Consider the following 17,386-nt stretch of genomic DNA (forward strand, 5'->3'; position numbering starts at 1 on the left):
GGCCAGTAACAGGAGAGACCTATGTTCAAACGGATCCTGGTAGCTGTGGATGGCTCCAAAACCTCGCTGAAAGCACTGGATAAGGCGATTGACCTGCAAAAGCTGATTCCGGATGCCGAGATTTTCATCCTGTGCGTCTACAAACACCACAGCCTGTTCGAGGCGTCATTGTCGATCGGACGCCCCGACGACATGGACATTCCAGACAAGGTGCTGTCGGATTACGCCAAAGGAGTGGTGAACCACGCAAAAGAGATGGCCAAAGAGCACGGCGCCACCAAAGTGCGCGGCTTTGTGAAAGCCGGCCGGCCATCCAAGGTGATTGTAAAATTCGCCCAGGACAAAGAGGCGGATCTGATCGTCGTTGGTACCAAAGGCACCAACAGTGATAAAGACGGCATGTTCCTGGGCAGTGTTTCCCACCGGGTGGCGTCCCATGCCAAATGCCCGGTATTGGTGGTCTGAACAGACATTGATGCTGCAATCTCAGGCCGGTATTGCAAAATACCGGCCTTCTGGCAATCACGGATTTCCGCAGTCTGATCAGATTTTCACCGTGCTAGACTCCCCCGCCTTGCGTTTCTTTCAATTCACAAAACTCAAATCACAAGGCGTCTACCCATGACTGCAATTGTCGATTTTCTCAACTCGATTCTCTGGGGTTATGTCCTCGTCTACGGCCTGCTGGCCGTCGGTGTCTTCTTCACCATCCGCCTGGGTTTTCTGCAATTCGTCAATTTCGGCGAAATGGTCCGGGCCATCCGCGGTTCCCGTGAAAGCGACGTTCACGGGATCTCACCTTTCCAGGCACTGTGTACCAGCCTTGCTTCCCGGGTCGGCACCGGCAACCTGGCCGGGGTGGCCGTAGCCTTGTACCTCGGCGGTGCCGGCGCCATTTTCTGGATGTGGATGGTAGCACTGGTGGGCATGGCCACGGGCTATGCCGAAAGCACCCTGGCACAGCTCTACAAGGTGCGTGACGGCAAGGGCCAGTATCGGGGCGGTCCGGCGGTTTACATTGCCAAGGGCCTGAAAGCCCCATGGGCAGCGGCCATCTTCGCAGTTTGCCTGATCATCTCGTTTGGCCTGGTGTTCAACGCTGTACAGGCCAACTCCATCGCCGACGCCATGGAGGGTGCCTTTGGTGCGCCCAAACTAGGTGTTGGCGTGGTCATTGCGGCGCTCGCCGGCATCGTGATATTTGGCGGTCTGCGCAAGATCGTTCGTTTTGCCGAGTTTGTTGTGCCGTTTATGGCGGGCGCCTATGTGCTCCTGGCACTTGGCGTGATGGCCATGAACATCACCGAGGTACCGGGCATTCTGACGATGATCGTCAAAAGCGCCTTCGGCCTGGAAGAAGCCGCCGGTGGCGCCGCCGGCTCGGTGACCGCCGCGATGCTCAACGGCATCAAGCGGGGCCTGTTCTCCAACGAAGCCGGCATGGGTTCTGCCCCCAATATCGCGGCCACCGCCACACCGGCACCGCACCACCCGTCGTCACAGGGCCTTGTTCAGGCGTTTGGTGTGTTTGTCGACACCATCATTATCTGTACCGCCACAGCCGTGATGATTCTGCTGGCCGGCGTGCTGGAACCCGGTTCTGGCATCACCGGTACGCAACTGACCCAGCAGGCCATGGAAGTCCACCTGGGTGAATTTGGTGGCTACTTTATTGCCGTCGCCATCCTGTTTTTTGCCTTCACGTCCATCGTGGCCAACTACACCTATGCCGAGAACGCCCTGATTTACCTGAAAGGCGGCAGCACCCTTGGGCTCACCCTGCTTCGCCTGGCAGCCCTGGCCATGGTTATCTGGGGTGGCTATGAAGCCGTGGTTACGGTATTCAACGCCGCGGATGCCTCGATGGGACTGATGGCGGCCATCAACCTGGTGGCAATTGTGCTGCTATCCGGCACGGTAGCCAAGTTGACCAAGGACTACCTGGCCCAACGGAAAGAGGGACTGGTACCCCACTTCAAGTCAAAGGATTACCCGGAGCTGCACGAGAAAATCGACAGCAACATCTGGCATTAAGCTCAAACACTGGCCGTAACCACCCGGTTACGGCCAGCGGCCTTGGCCTGATACAACGCCCGGTCGGCTGCCCGGAACAGCTCGTCGAACTCCGGGCTGCTTTCCGGCCAGCATGCAATACCTGCCGATATCGTCAGATTGCCCAACTGCTTTCCAAGGTATTCAACCTGAGATTCGGCAATGGTTGCCCGAAGATTTTCCGCCCTCTGGCGGGCTTCCTCCCGTGACGCCCCAGGCATCAGAACCGTAAACTCCTCTCCCCCATAACGGCATACCGTATCGCTCCCGCGAAAGCAGTTCTCAAGGACTCTCCCAACCATTCGCAAAACCTCATCGCCGGCATCGTGGCCATGACTGTCGTTGAAGCGCTTGAAGTGGTCGATATCGAAAATCAACAGGCTCAGTGGGCGCTCTGAGCGGATGGCGACTTCCCGCTCATGTCGGAATAACTCATCAAAGTAGCGCCGATTTTTAAGACCCGTCAGGCTGTCCTCATAGGAAAACCGTTGCAATTCGGATCGCAGGGCCAACCCTGACAGGGTAATCCCGATCTTCTCGACAGACTGATACACCCAGGCAACCACCCGGGCGGTGCCGTAATCCTTCACGACGTCTGGCAGATTCGGTCGCTCCAAAAGCAACACGCCCTCAGGAACATTCCCGAACTGGGCTGGTTCAACCCGGAGCAGGAAACAGAGTTGTGCAGGTACGTCCTGGCTCCGCACGGGCAAAACGGTCTCCGTCAGGCCGGAAAGATCCTGCGTCAGGCTGGGTGGAAAGGTATTGGCAGCGGATCTGCCCCAGAGGCAGGCCCGATCATAGCCGCCACCCGGGTTGCGCCGGTAGAAACAGCCAGCAATCGGCAAGTACAGTTGCGGCAGCGCCTGAAGCAAAGGCTGGAAAGCCTCTTCCACACCCGCACAGTCCTGCAGGGCAGCAATGGTGTCCGCCAATTTCTGACTTTTCTTGCTCTCCAGCGCTAACAGCCGTGACCGCTCTACCTCTCGCTCAGCAAGCGCTTCAGCTCGAGCAGTGCGCTCAGCCACCTTCTGCTCCAGTTGAACGGTCAACTGATGCAAGGCCTGTTGGGTTTTGCCGTAATGCCACACCGAAATACTGATAAGCGCCAGCGAGAACGCCAGCGCCCCCCAGCTGACCGGCACCCGCCCCCAGGGGAGAAAACCATGGGCAACCGCCATATCCAGAATCAGCAGAACGAGAAACACGCCACAGGTAAACAGGAACACCTGCTGCTCCCGATACAAGCTGCGGAAATTCCTGATAACGACCGCTACCATTAATGCCAGGGAGACCAGCAATACACCGTCAAACACCGGGAATGTGGAGGACAGATTCAATAACCCGAGCAGCGCCAACATAAGGGCCAAGGCCGCAAACACCAGGTGCAGCCACATCAGCCAGCGAACCAGGCGAGGGCGCCGGTCGTCGAGCCACTGGCTTAGCAAGAGCGCCAATGCAACGGGAATCAAATAATACGAGCCCGCTGCCAGATAGTCCCACAACAGTGGCTGATAAAGGATCAGCAAACTTGCCTGGCTTTCCGCCAGCAGCATCACGCCGGTCAGGAAGGCAAACAGCGCAATGCTGGCAAAACTTCTCTGGCGTCGCTGAATCAGGGCAAACACCAGAGCAAGAAGTGCGATCAGTCCGGATAACGCCGCAATGACCAAGCTCTCAGCCGAATTGCTGACGATGTGCAGCACCAGGTCCGGGTGGTCGAGAATGGCCACCTCACCCCATAACCCGATATCCGTGTAATTGGAGAACACACGGAAGTACATGGTTTCGCCTTCGTAGCCATCGGGCAACGGAATCTCGTGCCAGGGCCAGCCCTCGAATTTGCCACGTCCATGCTCGTCGAAGGTGCCGTACTGATACAGCAACTCGCCCCGGAACCACACCTGCAGGATGATATCGACGCTGTAGATGTAAAGTGCCGGCGCGTACCACTCCCCTTCCGGTAATGTCACCCGGAACCAGGCATGTTCTTGCCCTTTTCGGCCGGGAGGGTTGGAAGGGAAAGCAATGTCATGCCAGTGTTTGTCGCTGTCCGGTTCGTCCAGCCAAAGCGGTGTGCCGTCAGCCAGGAAAGGGGAGTCGCCCCAGCGATATTGCCACCCTTCATCCACTGGCTGCATGGCAGACAACGCCGGTTGGGACAGGCAGAGCGCCAAAACGAGTGTGGCAAGGCAGAATAAAGTGCGACAGGAAGAGGGGCGCAAAGCGAAACCTGCTAGTGGGCGCTATGCTTTCAGTATAAACCGTAGACAGCAGTTACAGAACTGGTCTGGCGGGAAGAATTCAGGGCGGCACTGGGCCGCCCTGGCAGGAGGCCTCAACGGCCGGATTTCAGCATTTCCCAGAACTTTGCGTAGATCTGCAAAGCATCATCACCGATATCCGCCTGGAATTCAGCATTCTCCATATCCGCATCGGTCGGGTAGCTAGCTCGGTCGTTAGCAACGGACTCATCCAGCAACTCAAGCGCGGCCTGATTAGGCGTCGCGTAACCAATGTCTTCGCTGATCAGGGCTGCGATTTCCGGCTGCAACACAAAGCTGATGAACTGGTGGGCCGCTTCCGGGTTACGGGCATTCTTCGGGATCACGAAGCTGTCGAGCCAGGCAATGATGCCTTCCTCCGGGTACACGTATTCCAGGCTCGGCATGGTTTCCTTACCCATCACCGCCTCGCCGTTCCAGATCATGCCCACGTCGGCTTCGCCTTCCAGGTAGGGCATGCGGGGCGCATCAGAGTTGAAGGTGCGCACAGACGGCATCAATTCCGCCAGTTTTTCGTAGGCTTCTTCGATTTCCTGCGGGTCAGTGCTGTTACCGGAATAACCCAGTACCCGCAGGCCTACGTGGAACACTTCGCGCATGTCGTTGGTGAGCATGACTTTACCCTGGAAGCGCTCGTCCCAAAGATCTGCCCAGGCCGTCACCTCGCCCTCCACGTCATCAGTGTCCACGGCAATGCCGGTGGTGCCCCACAGATAGGGAATGCTGTACTGGTTGTCCGGATCAATATCCAGGTTCACCAGATCGTCGTCCAGGTTACCAAAGCCTTCAATCTTGCTGCGATCAATGGGCATCAGGAGGTCTTCCTGGCGCATTTTGCTGACGTAATAGGTGGAAGGCACAGCCAGGTCATAGGCAGCGCTCTCGTCCAGCAACTTCAGCCGGGCATACATGGCTTCGTTGCTGTCGTAGGTGGTGTAAACCACCTGAATACCGGTTTCCTCGGTGAACCTGTCCAGGACTTCCTGGGGCATGTACTCGGACCAGTTGTACAGGTTCAGCACCTGCGGGTCTTCAGAGCTACACCCGGTCAGGCCTATGGCCAGCATACCGGCCAGTGCCAGTTTCTTCATCGTCTACTCCTTAGCAATATCCATTGAGACAAGATCAACATGAACAGTGAGAACACCAGCAACAGCGTACCCAATGCATTCACTTCCGGCTTCAGCCCTACCCGCACCATGGAGTAGATGCGCAGGGGCAGAATTTCATAACTCGGGCCGCTGACAAAGGTACTGACGACCACATCGTCCAGTGACAGTGTAAACCCCAACAGCCAGCCTGCCACCAAAGCCGGCATGATCACCGGGATCAGCACCGTGCGGGTCATAGTGAAATCGCTGGCACCCAGATCCCGCGCGGCTTCCGGCAGGCGTTCGTCAAAGCCGCTCAGGCGTGCCATGACCGTAATCACCACAAACGGCAGACAGAAGGTGACATGGGCCAGCAGCAACGACACATAGCCCAGTTTCAGGCCCACTAACAGGAACAGCGCCAGCAGTGAAATCGCCAGCACGATCTCCGGCGACATCATCACGATAAACAGCATGCCATTGAGCAGCTTCTTGCCCCGGAACCGGTACCGATGAAGGGCCAGGGCGGTGAGGGCACCAATCATGGTCGACACAGTGGCGGCAGACAACGCCAGCCACAGGGAGTTCCACATGGCCTGCACCATGGCCCGGTTATTGAACAGCGCCTCATACCAGCGCAGGCTAAGACCACCCCATTCGTAACCGCTACGGGAATCGTTGAAGGAAAACACCACCAACACGATGATGGGTACGTACAGCAGAACATACACCAGGGTCAGGTAGGTGCGGGGCAACCAGCGGCTCATACACCGTCCTCCCCGATCCGCCGCTTACTCAGGCGGTGAGCAAACATCAGAAACGCCATGGCCAGGGTCAACACGATGCTGGCGGCGGCGCCGAAGGGCCAGTTACGAGCATCCAGGAACTGGTTCTTGATGACGTTACCCACCAGCAAGTTGCGGGAGCCGCCGAGAATATCCGGCACAAAGAACAGCCCCATGGCCGGCAACAGCACCAGCATAACGCCCGCCAGCACACCGGGCAGGGTAAGCGGCACAATCACATGAACAAAGGTCGCCAAGCGGCCGGCGCCAAGATCGTGAGACGCCCGAAGCAAATCGTCCCTCAGGTCATCAAAAACCGCATACAGCGGCAGGATCATGAACGGCAGCAGCAAATACACCAAGCCGACAATCACGGCTCCCTCGGTGTAAAGCATCCGCAGGGGCTCTTCGATTATGCCCAGGGACATCAGCGCGTTATTCAGCAGGCCATTGGTGGCCAGCAGCAGCTTCAGGGCATAGGTGCGCACCAGTGAATTGGTCCAGAAGGGTACGATCAGCAGGAATATCAGCAACATTTGCCGCTGCTTGCCAACCTTGGTCAGCGCCCAGGCGAAAGGATAGCCGATCAGCAGGCAGATCAGGGTGGTCATGGCCGCCATGTACAGGGAGTGCAGGAACACGTCCAGGTACAGGGGGTTCATCAACTGCCGGTAGGCGTCCAGGTTCAGAGGCAGGGACAGAAAGCTGCCTGGGTCCCGGGTCATCACGCTGGCGCCCACCACCAGCAGATTCGGGGTCAGTACCAGGAACAGCAGCCAGCCCCAGACCAGCACCAGTACCGCCGTGCGAAACGGCTGCTGCGTGACGCTACTCATCCAGGTTGGCTTCCGCTTCAGCTTCCGGGCTCTCCATGGGAAGCAGCCATTCCCAGCCATCTACCCAGCTCACCTTCACCGGCTCACCCAATCGGTAGTCAAAGGTGGGATCGTCTTCGTCGAAGAATTCCGACGCCAGTACCTCGGTGCCGTCCTCAAGGTGAATAACCGAATCCAGGGTGCTGCCCTTGTAGTTCCGCTCCACCACCTTGCCGGCCACACCGTCATCGTCATCCGGCGCCAGAACCCGGATGTCCTCCGGGCGCAACAGAACGTGCAGGGGCTGGCCGGCGGCCACCGGGAAGTCGGGTTTGCGAAAGGTGCGTTTCAGGCCAAACACATCCACGGTAATGGTGTCATCGCCGTTGGCTTTGTCGATGCGGCCCGGGAAGAAATTGGTCTCGCCCACGAACCGGGCGGTGAACAGGTTGGCCGGCCGCTCGTAGACTTCCCTGGGAGTGCCCAGTTGCTGGATCAGGCCATCCTTGAGCACCACGACCCGGTCTGACATGGACAAGGCTTCTTCCTGGTCGTGGGTCACGAATACGAAGGTAATCCCGAGTTCCCGCTGCAGGCGCTTAAGCTCCACCTGCATGGTACGCCGCAGTTTGTAGTCCAGGGCTGACAGGGGCTCGTCCAGCAGCAGCATCTTCGGCCGTTTGACCACCGCTCGGGCAATAGCCACCCGCTGCTGTTGGCCTCCGGAAAGCTGGTGTGGTTTGCGCCGGGCAAACTCCTCCAACTGGACCATGGCCAGGGCTTCGTCAACCCGCTGACGGATCTCTTCCTTCGGGCGCTTTTCCATTTTCAGGCCATAAGCCACGTTGTCGAACACCGACATATGGGGGAACAGGGCGTAGTTCTGGAACACGGTGTTGAGCGGGCGTTTCTCCGGCGGGGTGTGGGTCAGGTCCTGGCCACCCAGCAGAATGGTACCGTCATCCGGATGCTCAAAACCGGCCATCAACCGCAACAGGGTGGTTTTGCCACAACCGGACGGCCCCAACAGGGTAATGAACTCGCCATCAAGGATCTCCAGATCCAGCGAATCCAGTACCGTTTTGCCGTCAAATTGCTTGGAGAGGTTGCTCAGAGATAGCAGTGTCTGTTTCATCGGCCCTGCCCACAGAATGAGCGGCTTATTTTTCCAGAAACAGGGGCAAACAGAAAGGGGCGTCGGGATAATCCGCAATCCCGACTCCCCTTGATCTCAGCTCACATCGGCACGCTTGCCGAAATGCGGCTCACTGATCTGCAACGCTATCCAGATAGGCCTTGTCCGAAATATTGGTCCAGGGCCGCACCTGGCTGAGGTAGTCGCGCTGGGAGGTGATGATTTCACGGGCCAGTTCATCTTTCTCCGCGAACTCATCCAGCAGACGATTGGTGGTGTCACGCAGGGCGTTGATGACTTCCGGCGGGAACACTTTGTGGGTGACGTCCGGATAATCCTCGGTCATGCGGCTCCACGCGACACCACTCTCGTGGGTGCTCTGGATGTACATGTCATAGGCTGCGGTGCGCATGGATACCCGCAGGATTTCCTGAAGATCGGCCGGCAGCGAATCCCAGGTTTTCTTGTTGATCAGGAACTGCACCTCGGCATTGGGCTCCTGCCACCCGGAATAGTAGTACTTGGCGATCTGGTGAAAGCCCATCTGGAAGTCCAGCGCCGGGCCAACCCATTCCACAGCATCAATGGTGCCCCGCTCCAGGGCGGTGTATAGCTCGCCTGGCGGCAGGTTGGTAACCGCTACACCCAGCTCGGCCATCACTTCTCCGGCAAAGCCCGGGGTGCGCATCTTCAGGCCTTTGAGGTCGTCCAGGGAGTTGATTTCCTTGCGAAACCAACCACCCATCTGGTTGCTGGTATTACCGCCCGGAAACGACAGCAGGCCATAGGGCTCGTAAACCTTCTGCATCAGCGCCATGCCATCATCGTGGTAGAACCAGGCATACATTTCCGGCGTGATCATGCCAAACGGTATGGTGGTGAAGTACATGGCGTTGGGGATGGTGCCCTTGTAGTAGTACGAGGCAGTGTGGCCCATGTCATACTGGCCGTTGCGCACCAGGTCAAAAATACCGAAGGGCGCCTTGTGCTTGTTCGAGGAATCAATTCGGAACTTCAGGCGGCCGTTGGACATCCGCTCTGCCATCGCGGCCATATTGCGGGGAGTCTCACCGAGGATTTTGGAGTTCGGGCCCCAGGTTTCAGCCAGGCGGATGGTGTAGGTTTTCTCGGCCACCGCAAACGGGCTGGTCAGCAGGGCAACCATCGTAAGGGCCGCCACGAAGATTCTGTGCATAGACATGGTGTTGGCTTCCATTGTTATTGCTTTGAGGGTAAAACGAACAAATAACGGAAAGCCATGATAACCGTGGAGGCCAGCCACGCCAATGCGGCAGGCCGGCCTCGCCGGTATCAGGCCTTGAACTGGCTCACCAGCTCGCGCAGGTTTTCACCCAGCCGCGCCAGCTCGTGACTGGCTTCATTGGTCTGGGTAACACCGGTGTCACTGCGCTGGGCCGCATCCACAATACGCACCACGTTCTGGTTGATTTCTTCCGCCACCTGGCTCTGCTGCTCCGCGGCCGTGGCAATCTGGGTTACCTGATCATGGATCTGGGTCACCGACGTCACAATGGTGTTCAGCGCACCAGTGGCGTGATTGATGCGCTCGACAGTGGCTTCGGAACTCTTGCGGGAATGATTCATCCGTTCAACAGACGCCTTGGATTCGGCCACAAAGCCATCAATCATTTCCCGAATCTGATCGGCGGATTCCGCAGAGCGTTTGGCCAGCTGCCGAACCTCGTCCGCCACCACCGAGAAGCCACGGCCGTGCTCACCCGCCCGTGCCGCTTCGATGGCCGCGTTCAGCGCCAGCAGGTTAGTCTGCTCGGTGACGGCATGGATCACATCCAGAACCTGCTGGATATCATTGGACTTCTCCGCCAGGGCGTTGATGCTGGCCGCCGTGCTCTCCATTTCTTCTGACAGCTGGTTGACGGCTCCTTGCGCGCTGGTGATGGTTTCACCACCCTCACGGGCCATGCGGTCGGCGTCTGAAGCGGCGCTTTCCACTTCATTGGCATTGCCGGAAATCTGCTGGATGGTGGCTGCCATCTCGTTGATCGCCGACGCAATCTGGTCTGTTTCCGAGCCCTGTTCCTGAACCGACTGCCGGGTTTCGTTGGCCACACGGCTCAGCTCTTCGGCGGCCGAGGCGACCTGATCGGTGGTGGAGCCCACTTCACGAATAGTATCCTGAATCTTGACCACAAAATGATTGAACCGGCGGCCAAGTTCCGCCAACTCGTCTTTGCCATCCTCCGGCAAACGCTGGCGCAGATCGCCATCGCCATCGGCAATTTCCTGCATGATGTTACTGACTTTGTTCAGTGGCGCTGTCACGGTGCGGCCAATCACCAGGCCGATGATCAGGGACACAGCAACCACAATGAAGGTCACCAACAGGATAAAGCCCATGGCCGCCGCCATGGCCGAATCGATTTCCTTTCGTGCCTCAACCAATACCCGCTCAATATCGGTGACGTAGATACCGGCACCCATCATCCAGTCCCAGCCCGGGATGATGCTTGAATAAGACACTTTCGGCTCTACCTCGCCCGAGGCGGGGTTTGGCCAGTCGTACTCATAGAAGCCGTCGGTTCCCGCCGCGGAGAACAGATCCCGAACCAGTTTCTGTGTCGTGGGGTTGGTCGTCGGGCCCTCGCGGGAAGGGTCCGGAGCGTAGGCGAGATTATCCAGATTACGGGCGTAGGCAAAAACGTAGTTATCCTTCCCGAATGTGATGGAGCGCAGCCGTTTGCGGGCTTCCTCGCGGGCTTCTCTATCAGACAACCCAGAGTTGTTCTTGGCATCCATGACCACTGCCCGGGCCGTTTCCACGAGGTTCTTCAGGCCTTCCTTACGGGCATCCAGAAGCTCTTCCCCCAGGCGTTCCAACTGGGCTTCTCCTTTTGCCTGGATCTGGCTGCCGGTGATCCAGGCAATGGTGCCCGCCGTAATCAGAACCGGCACAAGTACGCCAATCAACAGGCGGGCTCGGATGGTCAGGTTGCTCATAAAGGTCATGGTTCTGCTCCGGATTGTCTGCTCAGGCCTCGGGATTATCCACAGTGCCACGCACAATGCTGTTCCAGTTTGTTAACGCCTGTATACCAATACTTAGGTACAAACATGTCGACTTTATTGCCAGGCCATTTGTATCAAGCCTTTCAGGTAGTTCGGGTATCGGCCGTCATGTAAACGACTTGAGCTTGTGTCAGACTAAAGTTTCATGTCAGCCGTGCCGGGGAGAGCTCACCGTGAAACACCTTTTTCTCATCCGCCATGCCAAGTCCAGCTGGGATAGCGACAACCTCAGCGACAAGGACCGCCCGCTCAATCCCAGAGGCGAGGAACAACTGGCGCCACTGGGGCGGGCACTGCGGCGTTATGGGGCCATGACTGGAGAAATTCACGTAAGTCCTGCCCTGCGCGCCCAGCAAACACTGAAGGGCATCTTTCCCGACTCACCTTCTGACGTGCAGGTTTACACTGACCCGGAACTCTACACTTTTGACTACCGCCGTCTATTACAGTGGCTGCAGACCTGCGGCGATCAGGTGCAGACACTGGCCATTGTCGGGCATAACCCGGCGCTTCTGGAACTGGCAGCCAGCCTGGTGCCACAGGCGCCATTCGAACTTCCCACGGCCAGTTTTATTCACATCCGGCTACCGATCAAACACTGGCGCAAGCTCGGCAAACGGGAGGGGCGGCTTGAAACCTTCCTGACCCCGGTGGATTTCAGTTTCGAGGCGTTCAATCGCAAGAATCAGAAACGGCACAAGAACGCCGGCAAAGCGACGGTCAAAGACACTCCGTCAGTGCTTTTGGGGCAGGCCGAGAGTCTTGCCCAGTTACACCGGGGGGTGATGCTCGGCCTGGACGATGAGTTTCTCCACCAGTATCGCATTGCCCTTCGTCGCAGCCGCGCCGTGGCCGAATCCCTGGCCGAGGTAACCGGAAACAAATCACTGAAGAGCCACATTTCCCATCTGAAACGACACGCCCAGGCCACCAGCAACCTGCGGGACCTGCACGTATTCAGCCAGGATCTGCCGCAGCTATGCAGTGACCAGCCAGAACTCCTGAAGGCACTGGAGCAATGGGTCTGCGCGCGGGTGGACAAGGAACAGAAAAAACTGGCGAAACGGCTTGCAAGCAAACGTTACCGGCAGAGCCTGCACAGCTGGGAAGACGAGCTTCAGTCACGGCAATTCCGCAAACTGATCGACAAACTCAGTACCAGGGACATTCAAAAAAGCGTTGACCACCGGCTACGAATGTTCAACCGGAAAACCGCAGAACTGCTGCACGACTCGCCAGATGAGGACATCCACAATCTGCGCAAACTCCTGAAGCGCATCCGCTACCTGATGGAACTGGACATCGACAGCTGGAAATCCGCCCTTAAGACCCTGCGACAGCGCCAGGATCTCTATGGCCGGTTCCAGGATCTGCATGTCCAGATTGAGCTGGTCAAACGGTTTGCTTCAAACTACCCGGAGGATCCAAACGGCGCACTTCAGGCACTGCTGGACCACCTGATCATCAAAAAGGACGACACCCGCAGACTGATTCTGTCCATCGGCGGGCTGAAAGCTGGCTGATGCCAGAACATCAGATTCAGATTCTGACCATACGAGCTTCCAGGAGCAGGTTGGGGCCCAGCTTCGCCACTCTCACCTGGCCCGGATTCAAGCCAAGGTCTTCCAGGGTTTCCTGGATATCGTCCATGGCCTCTTCCGAGGGTGCCGCCAGCAGCAACTCACGCACTGACTCCAGAATCATCTTCACCGGCACGGTCATGAAATACACCGAGATCACCAGCATCATCACAGGGTCTGCGTATACTGCCAGCTCTGACCACTGACTTTTCTCCAGCATCCAGGCGGCGGCAAAACCGATCATCACAGCAGCACTCAGGGCACTGTCCATCAGCCACTGCCTCTGCTCGGCCCTGACCAGGCCAGAGTCGTTCTGGAAGCTGGACCAGCGCAGATACACCCACACGGCCAGGCAACCCACCACGTTCACCGCACCAAACACCATGGCCATGTCGGCGGCCACCGCACGGCCACCCTGCAGCAGCGAAACCACCGCCGAGGCCAGCGAAAGCACACACACCAGGGCAATAACCAGGCCTTTCACCGCAATCACCAGCGGCTCCACCGCACCCAAACCAAACGGATAATCTTCTGTTGCCGGCCGACGCACCAGGCGAGCGGCATAGAGAGAAAGCAGGGACAGCGCCAGACTGATCAGTGAATAGGCGCCATCGAAAAGAATGACCAGGGAATCAACCCAAAGCCCCCAGCCGATACCGACGACAGCAAACAAGCCCGCACCGGCCGCAGATAATGTCAGCGCCATATTTTCCCGCGCCAGAGAAGTAAACATTTTGACCTCCTGAGAATTGCCGGCCATATTATCGGCATCATCACGAAGGCGTGAGTCGCTGAGCGACGGAAAATCCGGCGCAATGAGATAAGCATGAAAACTTCCCAGATTAAAACCTTTCTATCCGTGGTCCGGAACGGCAGCGTTGCCGCGGCCGCCCGCGAGCTGAACCGCAGCCGGACGACGGTCAGCACCGTGCTGGCCTCGCTGGAGGACGAGCTGGGGGTTGAGTTGTTTGAACGCAGCGGCAACCAGCTGCATTTGACCTCTATCGGCCAGTCCATTCTCACCGACTGTCGGCGCTTTGATCAGGTCGCCGGCCAGATACAGGCCCGCTGCCAGCACCACCTGAGCGGCGCCGAATCGGTCTTGCGCATCGCCCGGGACGATGCCATTCCCGAGGACGTGTGGCGAGACATCCTGCGCCGCCTGAAACAGCGGTTTCCGCAAACCAGCCTGTCGATTTATCTTGCCCCTCCGCGAGAGCTGCCCTCTCTGGTCCGCAACCAGTCGGTGGATGTCGCCTACGGCCTGATGCCGGAATTGATGAATGAGGGCTACCAATGGTTCCGCGAGCTGGCGGACGTGCGCATGCTGACCGTCGCTGCGCCCGAGCATCCACTTAGCCAACTGAAACGGGTAACCCAGGACGATCTGATCAGCCACACCGAAATCACCATCGCCTACATGCAGGATTCAGTGCTGGTGGCAGACTCGCCGGAAACCGCCAACTACCTGGCGTTTACCCAGTACGAGCTGATCCGGGATGCGGTGATGGACGGCGCCGGCTGGGCGGACCTGCCGTTACCGTTAATTGCTGAGGCACTGCGGAGAGAACAACTGAAAACCATCCACCACCGCAGCGCGCGCTGGTGGAAGGTCTTCAGCGCCCTGGAATCAGAACAAGCCCAGGGCGGCGCCGTGGTAGGCTGGCTGGCCGACGAACTGGAAGCCTATCTGGAGACGATGGCCTGAGGGCCTGGCTGCTCATCGGCCGGAGCACCCTCGTCGCACTTCTTGCAGTCCAGCTCAACTCCCAGCATGGCCTGCCGCCCTTCCGGGGTAACAACCCATGGGCGGTTCACCCAGGGCGGATCATGGCGCACATGCTGGTTATGCCCGCAGGCCAGCTGCGCCACCCAATGGTTTTCGTCGTCTTGGTGATAGCCGGTGATGCGCTGTTTCACGATCTCCCCCTTTGATCCCAGGCCGACCAGGAATAGATCCCCAGCGCCACCCAGATCATGCCAAAGCTCACCAGTTTTGCGGTGCTCAGGGGCTCGTGAAACAAAAACAGCGCAATCAGGAACTGGATGGTGGGGTTGATGTACATCAGAAAGCCCACGGTGGAGAGTTTCAGCCTTCGCGCCGCGCCAGCGAAGGCCAGCAGGGGAATGGCAGTAACCGCACCGCTGGAGAGCAGCAGCAAGGTACTGTAACTGGTGCCGCCAAAGTGAGACAAACCCGCCAATGACAGCCAGGCCAGCGTCACCAGCCCCAGCGGCAGCAACAGCAGAGTTTCCACAAACAGGCCAGACAGCCCATCCAGCTCGACCTTCTTTCGCATCAACCCGTAGGTGCCAAAGCTGAACGCCAGCACCAGGGTAATCCAGGGCAGCTCACCCAGCAGAACAAACTGGTACAGAATCGCCACTGCCGCAAGGGTCACCGCAACCACTTGCAAGCGTGAAATCCGCTCCCCCAGAATCAGCAGCCCCATGGCCACATTCACCAGCGGGGTAAGGAAGTACCCCAGGCTGGCCTGCAGCACGTGCCGGGTTTCCACGGCATAAATGTAGACGCCCCAGTTAAGGGCAATAAACACCGCGCAACCGAGCACAAACCCGAGCCGTTTCGGCTGTTTCAATGCTGCCGTAACCGCAGACCAACGTTTTAGCAGGGAAATAACAATCGCAAGAAACAGGCACGACCAGATCACCCGGTGAATCAACACTTCCCAGGCGGGAATACCCTTGAACAACGCGAAGTACAGGGGAAAGCTGCCCCACATCGTGTATGCAGCAAGGCCGAACACAACACCTTTGGTGTTTTCCCGGTTAACCGGAGATGTCGATTGCATAGGTTCCTCATCACTGATCGACACAATCTATCACAGCATGGGTGACGGGAACCCGTGAATTGTCTTAACCTGACACCATTGTCTGATTTGCCGAGGAGTGAACATGAAAACTGCACACGATTTGGTTGCCGCTGCAAAGCAAGAAATCCAGGAAGTGCCACTGGCCGATGCCGACACAGCGATTCAAAAAGCCGATCTACTTCTGGATGTCCGTGATGGCGAGGAGTACCGGGCCGGCCACCTACCCGGTGCGGTCAATGTTTCCCGGGGTTTGCTGGAGTTCAAGTTCAGCAACGATCCTGCCTTCGACGACCGGCAGATGAAGATTGTGCTCTACTGCAAGAACTCCGGCCGCGCGGCGCTCAGCGCCAGGTCCCTGAAGGAAATGGGCTACCTTAACGTGCTGTCTATCGAAGGCGGCTTTGATGCCTGGGCAGAAGCAGGCAAACCCGTGGTGAAACCGGAACTGCCCGACTTCGAGTGATCACCGCTTCAGGCAACAGGCTTTATACTTTCTCCCGCTGCCGCACGGGCAAGGTTCGTTGCGGCCGGGCTTGAGGGCACCCTCGCCCGTTTCGCCAGCCACGTAGAACCAGCGGCCATCCACCCGTGCAAAGTCAGAAACTTCCTCCAGATAGCCCCAACCGGTTCCAGCCCGGTAGACCGCAAGGAAATGAACGCGCCCACGGGAGCCCTGCTCACTGGCATCCAGAATCCGTAACGATGCCCAGTCCGGAGAGTGTTCCAGCTCAAGCTCCCCGGGCCGGGTGTCCGGATGCCAGGTGGCCAGCAGGTAGTCCGGATTGCGCAGCACGAACGCAGCATAGCGAGAGCGCATCAGCGCCTCGGGGGTGGGCGCCAGCTGCCCGGAATGCCAGGGTTGGCAGCAGTCACGGTAGGCCTTGCCGCTGCAGCAGGGGCAAAGACCTGGCGATGTCGTCGTGGTCATGGTGGCGGGCTCAGAAGATCCATTTTGCCGGCAGTCTAGCAAGCTGGCCCCAGCCTGTCCCGCCGGCCGTCAATCCGCCCACAGCCTGGCGCGAAACCCGCTGCGCCGCCAAAGCAACGCCAGCCAGAGCGCGTGCAGGTTGATCAGCAGCGCCAGCACCCACTCAAAGGCATCGTCTTTCTGGCTGTACCAGTCCGGCACCACTGCGGTCAGAATCACCGAGAGAATGCCCACCGCCAGCGTCAGCTGGCAAAGGCGCAACAAGCGCAGGCCAGAGGTATACCACCTGGGATGATTCATCAGGCAGGCACTGATCAGCAACTGGCACAGATAGGTGAATGAGAAGTACAGAACAACGCCAATACGGCGAGTCAGGTTAAAGCCGTCCCCCGCATGGCCCAGCGCCAGGGTATAAAAGGCAAGGGCAGCACAGGCAACCAACCCGAGCCATGGAATCCAGGCAACGCGCCGAGCCTGAACACCAAGCTGGCGCAACCAGAGACCGTTCAGCCACCAGAACAGAATCCCCAGCAGCGCTGCCGGCAGCATGGTCCCCTTAAAAATGAAATAAGCGGTACCGTGGCGCCCTGTGCGGCTGATACTGGTGCAGCTGTCCCAATACGGCACACACCACGACACATACCCTTCTATTACCGACACGGCAAAGGTCAGGTGGATCGTCAGCAAGGGAATCAGTGCCGCTGCAAACGCCAACCACCATAGTGGCAAAGATCGATGCCCCATACCGTTGCTCCTGAAACGTTTTTTCTCTGACGAACACCATCCGAAGTCGGATGGCAAACGTAGGCACAAACCCAAGAATAAGACAGATT

17 protein-coding genes are annotated in these 17,386 nt (G+C 58.2%); 5 read left to right on the forward strand and 12 right to left on the reverse strand.

Annotation, left to right across the window (positions count from 1 at the left end; translation table 11 throughout):
* Nucleotides 1-21 precede the first annotated feature (21 nt).
* Nucleotides 22-465 carry a universal stress protein gene (locus ASQ50_RS09445; protein WP_058093009.1) on the forward strand — a complete coding sequence of 148 codons (444 nt, stop codon included), beginning with the start codon at nucleotides 22-24 and terminating at the stop codon, nucleotides 463-465.
* A 156-nt stretch (nucleotides 466-621) separates the two neighbouring features.
* Nucleotides 622-2,034, forward strand: coding sequence for an alanine/glycine:cation symporter family protein (locus ASQ50_RS09450; protein WP_058093010.1), 1,413 nt, complete (start codon nucleotides 622-624; stop codon nucleotides 2,032-2,034).
* A 2-nt stretch (nucleotides 2,035-2,036) separates the two neighbouring features.
* On the opposite strand, the gene ASQ50_RS09455 is transcribed toward ASQ50_RS09450, so the two are convergent.
* The 7 genes from ASQ50_RS09455 to ASQ50_RS09485 form a co-directional block, all read right to left on the reverse strand.
* On the reverse strand, nucleotides 2,037-4,193 hold the full coding sequence (locus ASQ50_RS09455; protein WP_082888467.1) for a GGDEF domain-containing protein: 2,157 nt from the start codon (nucleotides 4,191-4,193) through the stop codon (nucleotides 2,037-2,039).
* Between the two features lie 197 nt (nucleotides 4,194-4,390).
* Nucleotides 4,391-5,428 (reverse strand): extracellular solute-binding protein, encoded by a 1,038-nt coding sequence (locus ASQ50_RS09460; RefSeq protein ID WP_058093012.1) that lies wholly within the window; start codon nucleotides 5,426-5,428, stop codon nucleotides 4,391-4,393.
* Nucleotides 5,425-6,195 carry a spermidine/putrescine ABC transporter permease PotC gene (potC, locus tag ASQ50_RS09465; protein WP_058093013.1) on the reverse strand — a complete coding sequence of 257 codons (771 nt, stop codon included), beginning with the start codon at nucleotides 6,193-6,195 and terminating at the stop codon, nucleotides 5,425-5,427. The genes ASQ50_RS09460 and potC overlap by 4 nt, the downstream gene beginning before the upstream one ends.
* Nucleotides 6,192-7,049, reverse strand: coding sequence for a spermidine/putrescine ABC transporter permease PotB (gene potB, locus ASQ50_RS09470; protein WP_058093014.1), 858 nt, complete (start codon nucleotides 7,047-7,049; stop codon nucleotides 6,192-6,194). The genes potC and potB overlap by 4 nt, the downstream gene beginning before the upstream one ends.
* On the reverse strand, nucleotides 7,042-8,163 hold the full coding sequence (gene potA / locus ASQ50_RS09475) for a spermidine/putrescine ABC transporter ATP-binding protein PotA (protein ID WP_058093015.1): 1,122 nt from the start codon (nucleotides 8,161-8,163) through the stop codon (nucleotides 7,042-7,044). The genes potB and potA overlap by 8 nt, the downstream gene beginning before the upstream one ends.
* A gap of 130 nt (nucleotides 8,164-8,293) precedes the next feature.
* The gene (locus ASQ50_RS09480; RefSeq protein WP_058093049.1) at nucleotides 8,294-9,358 is read right to left on the reverse strand and encodes a TRAP transporter substrate-binding protein; all 1,065 of its coding nucleotides are present in this window, start codon (nucleotides 9,356-9,358) and stop codon (nucleotides 8,294-8,296) included.
* A gap of 116 nt (nucleotides 9,359-9,474) precedes the next feature.
* Nucleotides 9,475-11,151 (reverse strand): methyl-accepting chemotaxis protein, encoded by a 1,677-nt coding sequence (locus tag ASQ50_RS09485; protein WP_058093016.1) that lies wholly within the window; start codon nucleotides 11,149-11,151, stop codon nucleotides 9,475-9,477.
* Nucleotides 11,152-11,384: 233 nt separating this feature from the next.
* On the opposite strand from ASQ50_RS09485, the gene ASQ50_RS09490 reads away from it, so the two are divergent.
* Nucleotides 11,385-12,734 carry a CHAD domain-containing protein gene (locus ASQ50_RS09490; protein WP_058093017.1) on the forward strand — a complete coding sequence of 450 codons (1,350 nt, stop codon included), beginning with the start codon at nucleotides 11,385-11,387 and terminating at the stop codon, nucleotides 12,732-12,734.
* A 16-nt stretch (nucleotides 12,735-12,750) separates the two neighbouring features.
* Here the strand turns inward: ASQ50_RS09490 and ASQ50_RS09495 are convergent, their stop codons facing one another.
* Nucleotides 12,751-13,524, reverse strand: a complete 774-nt coding sequence (locus ASQ50_RS09495) for a cation diffusion facilitator family transporter (protein WP_058093018.1) — start codon at nucleotides 13,522-13,524, stop codon at nucleotides 12,751-12,753.
* A 93-nt stretch (nucleotides 13,525-13,617) separates the two neighbouring features.
* Here ASQ50_RS09495 and ASQ50_RS09500 point away from each other — a divergent pair, with 93 nt between their 5' ends.
* Nucleotides 13,618-14,499 (forward strand): LysR family transcriptional regulator, encoded by an 882-nt coding sequence (locus tag ASQ50_RS09500; protein ID WP_058093019.1) that lies wholly within the window; start codon nucleotides 13,618-13,620, stop codon nucleotides 14,497-14,499.
* Here the strand turns inward: ASQ50_RS09500 and ASQ50_RS09505 are convergent.
* Nucleotides 14,478-14,711: a DUF3565 domain-containing protein gene (locus tag ASQ50_RS09505; RefSeq protein ID WP_058093020.1), complete on the reverse strand. Its 234-nt coding sequence runs from the start codon at nucleotides 14,709-14,711 to the stop codon at nucleotides 14,478-14,480. The genes ASQ50_RS09500 and ASQ50_RS09505 overlap by 22 nt on opposite strands.
* Nucleotides 14,708-15,604, reverse strand: a complete 897-nt coding sequence (gene rarD, locus ASQ50_RS09510; protein ID WP_058093021.1) for an EamA family transporter RarD — start codon at nucleotides 15,602-15,604, stop codon at nucleotides 14,708-14,710. Before rarD ends, ASQ50_RS09505 begins: the two co-directional genes overlap by 4 nt.
* 103 nt (nucleotides 15,605-15,707) lie before the next feature.
* On the opposite strand from rarD, the gene ASQ50_RS09515 reads away from it, so the two are divergent.
* Entirely contained in the window at nucleotides 15,708-16,088 is a 381-nt protein-coding gene (locus tag ASQ50_RS09515; RefSeq protein WP_058093022.1) for a rhodanese-like domain-containing protein, read from the forward strand.
* On the opposite strand, the gene ASQ50_RS09520 is transcribed toward ASQ50_RS09515, so the two are convergent.
* Nucleotides 16,089-16,553 (reverse strand): YchJ family protein, encoded by a 465-nt coding sequence (locus tag ASQ50_RS09520; RefSeq protein ID WP_227513291.1) that lies wholly within the window; start codon nucleotides 16,551-16,553, stop codon nucleotides 16,089-16,091.
* A 69-nt stretch (nucleotides 16,554-16,622) separates the two neighbouring features.
* A complete protein-coding gene (locus tag ASQ50_RS09525) occupies nucleotides 16,623-17,297 on the reverse strand; it encodes a hypothetical protein (RefSeq protein ID WP_058093024.1) in 675 nt (224 codons plus the stop codon).
* Nucleotides 17,298-17,386 lie beyond the last annotated feature (89 nt).

It is taken from the genome of Marinobacter sp. LQ44, assembly GCF_001447155.2.
Classification (GTDB): Bacteria; Pseudomonadota; Gammaproteobacteria; order Pseudomonadales; family Oleiphilaceae; genus Marinobacter.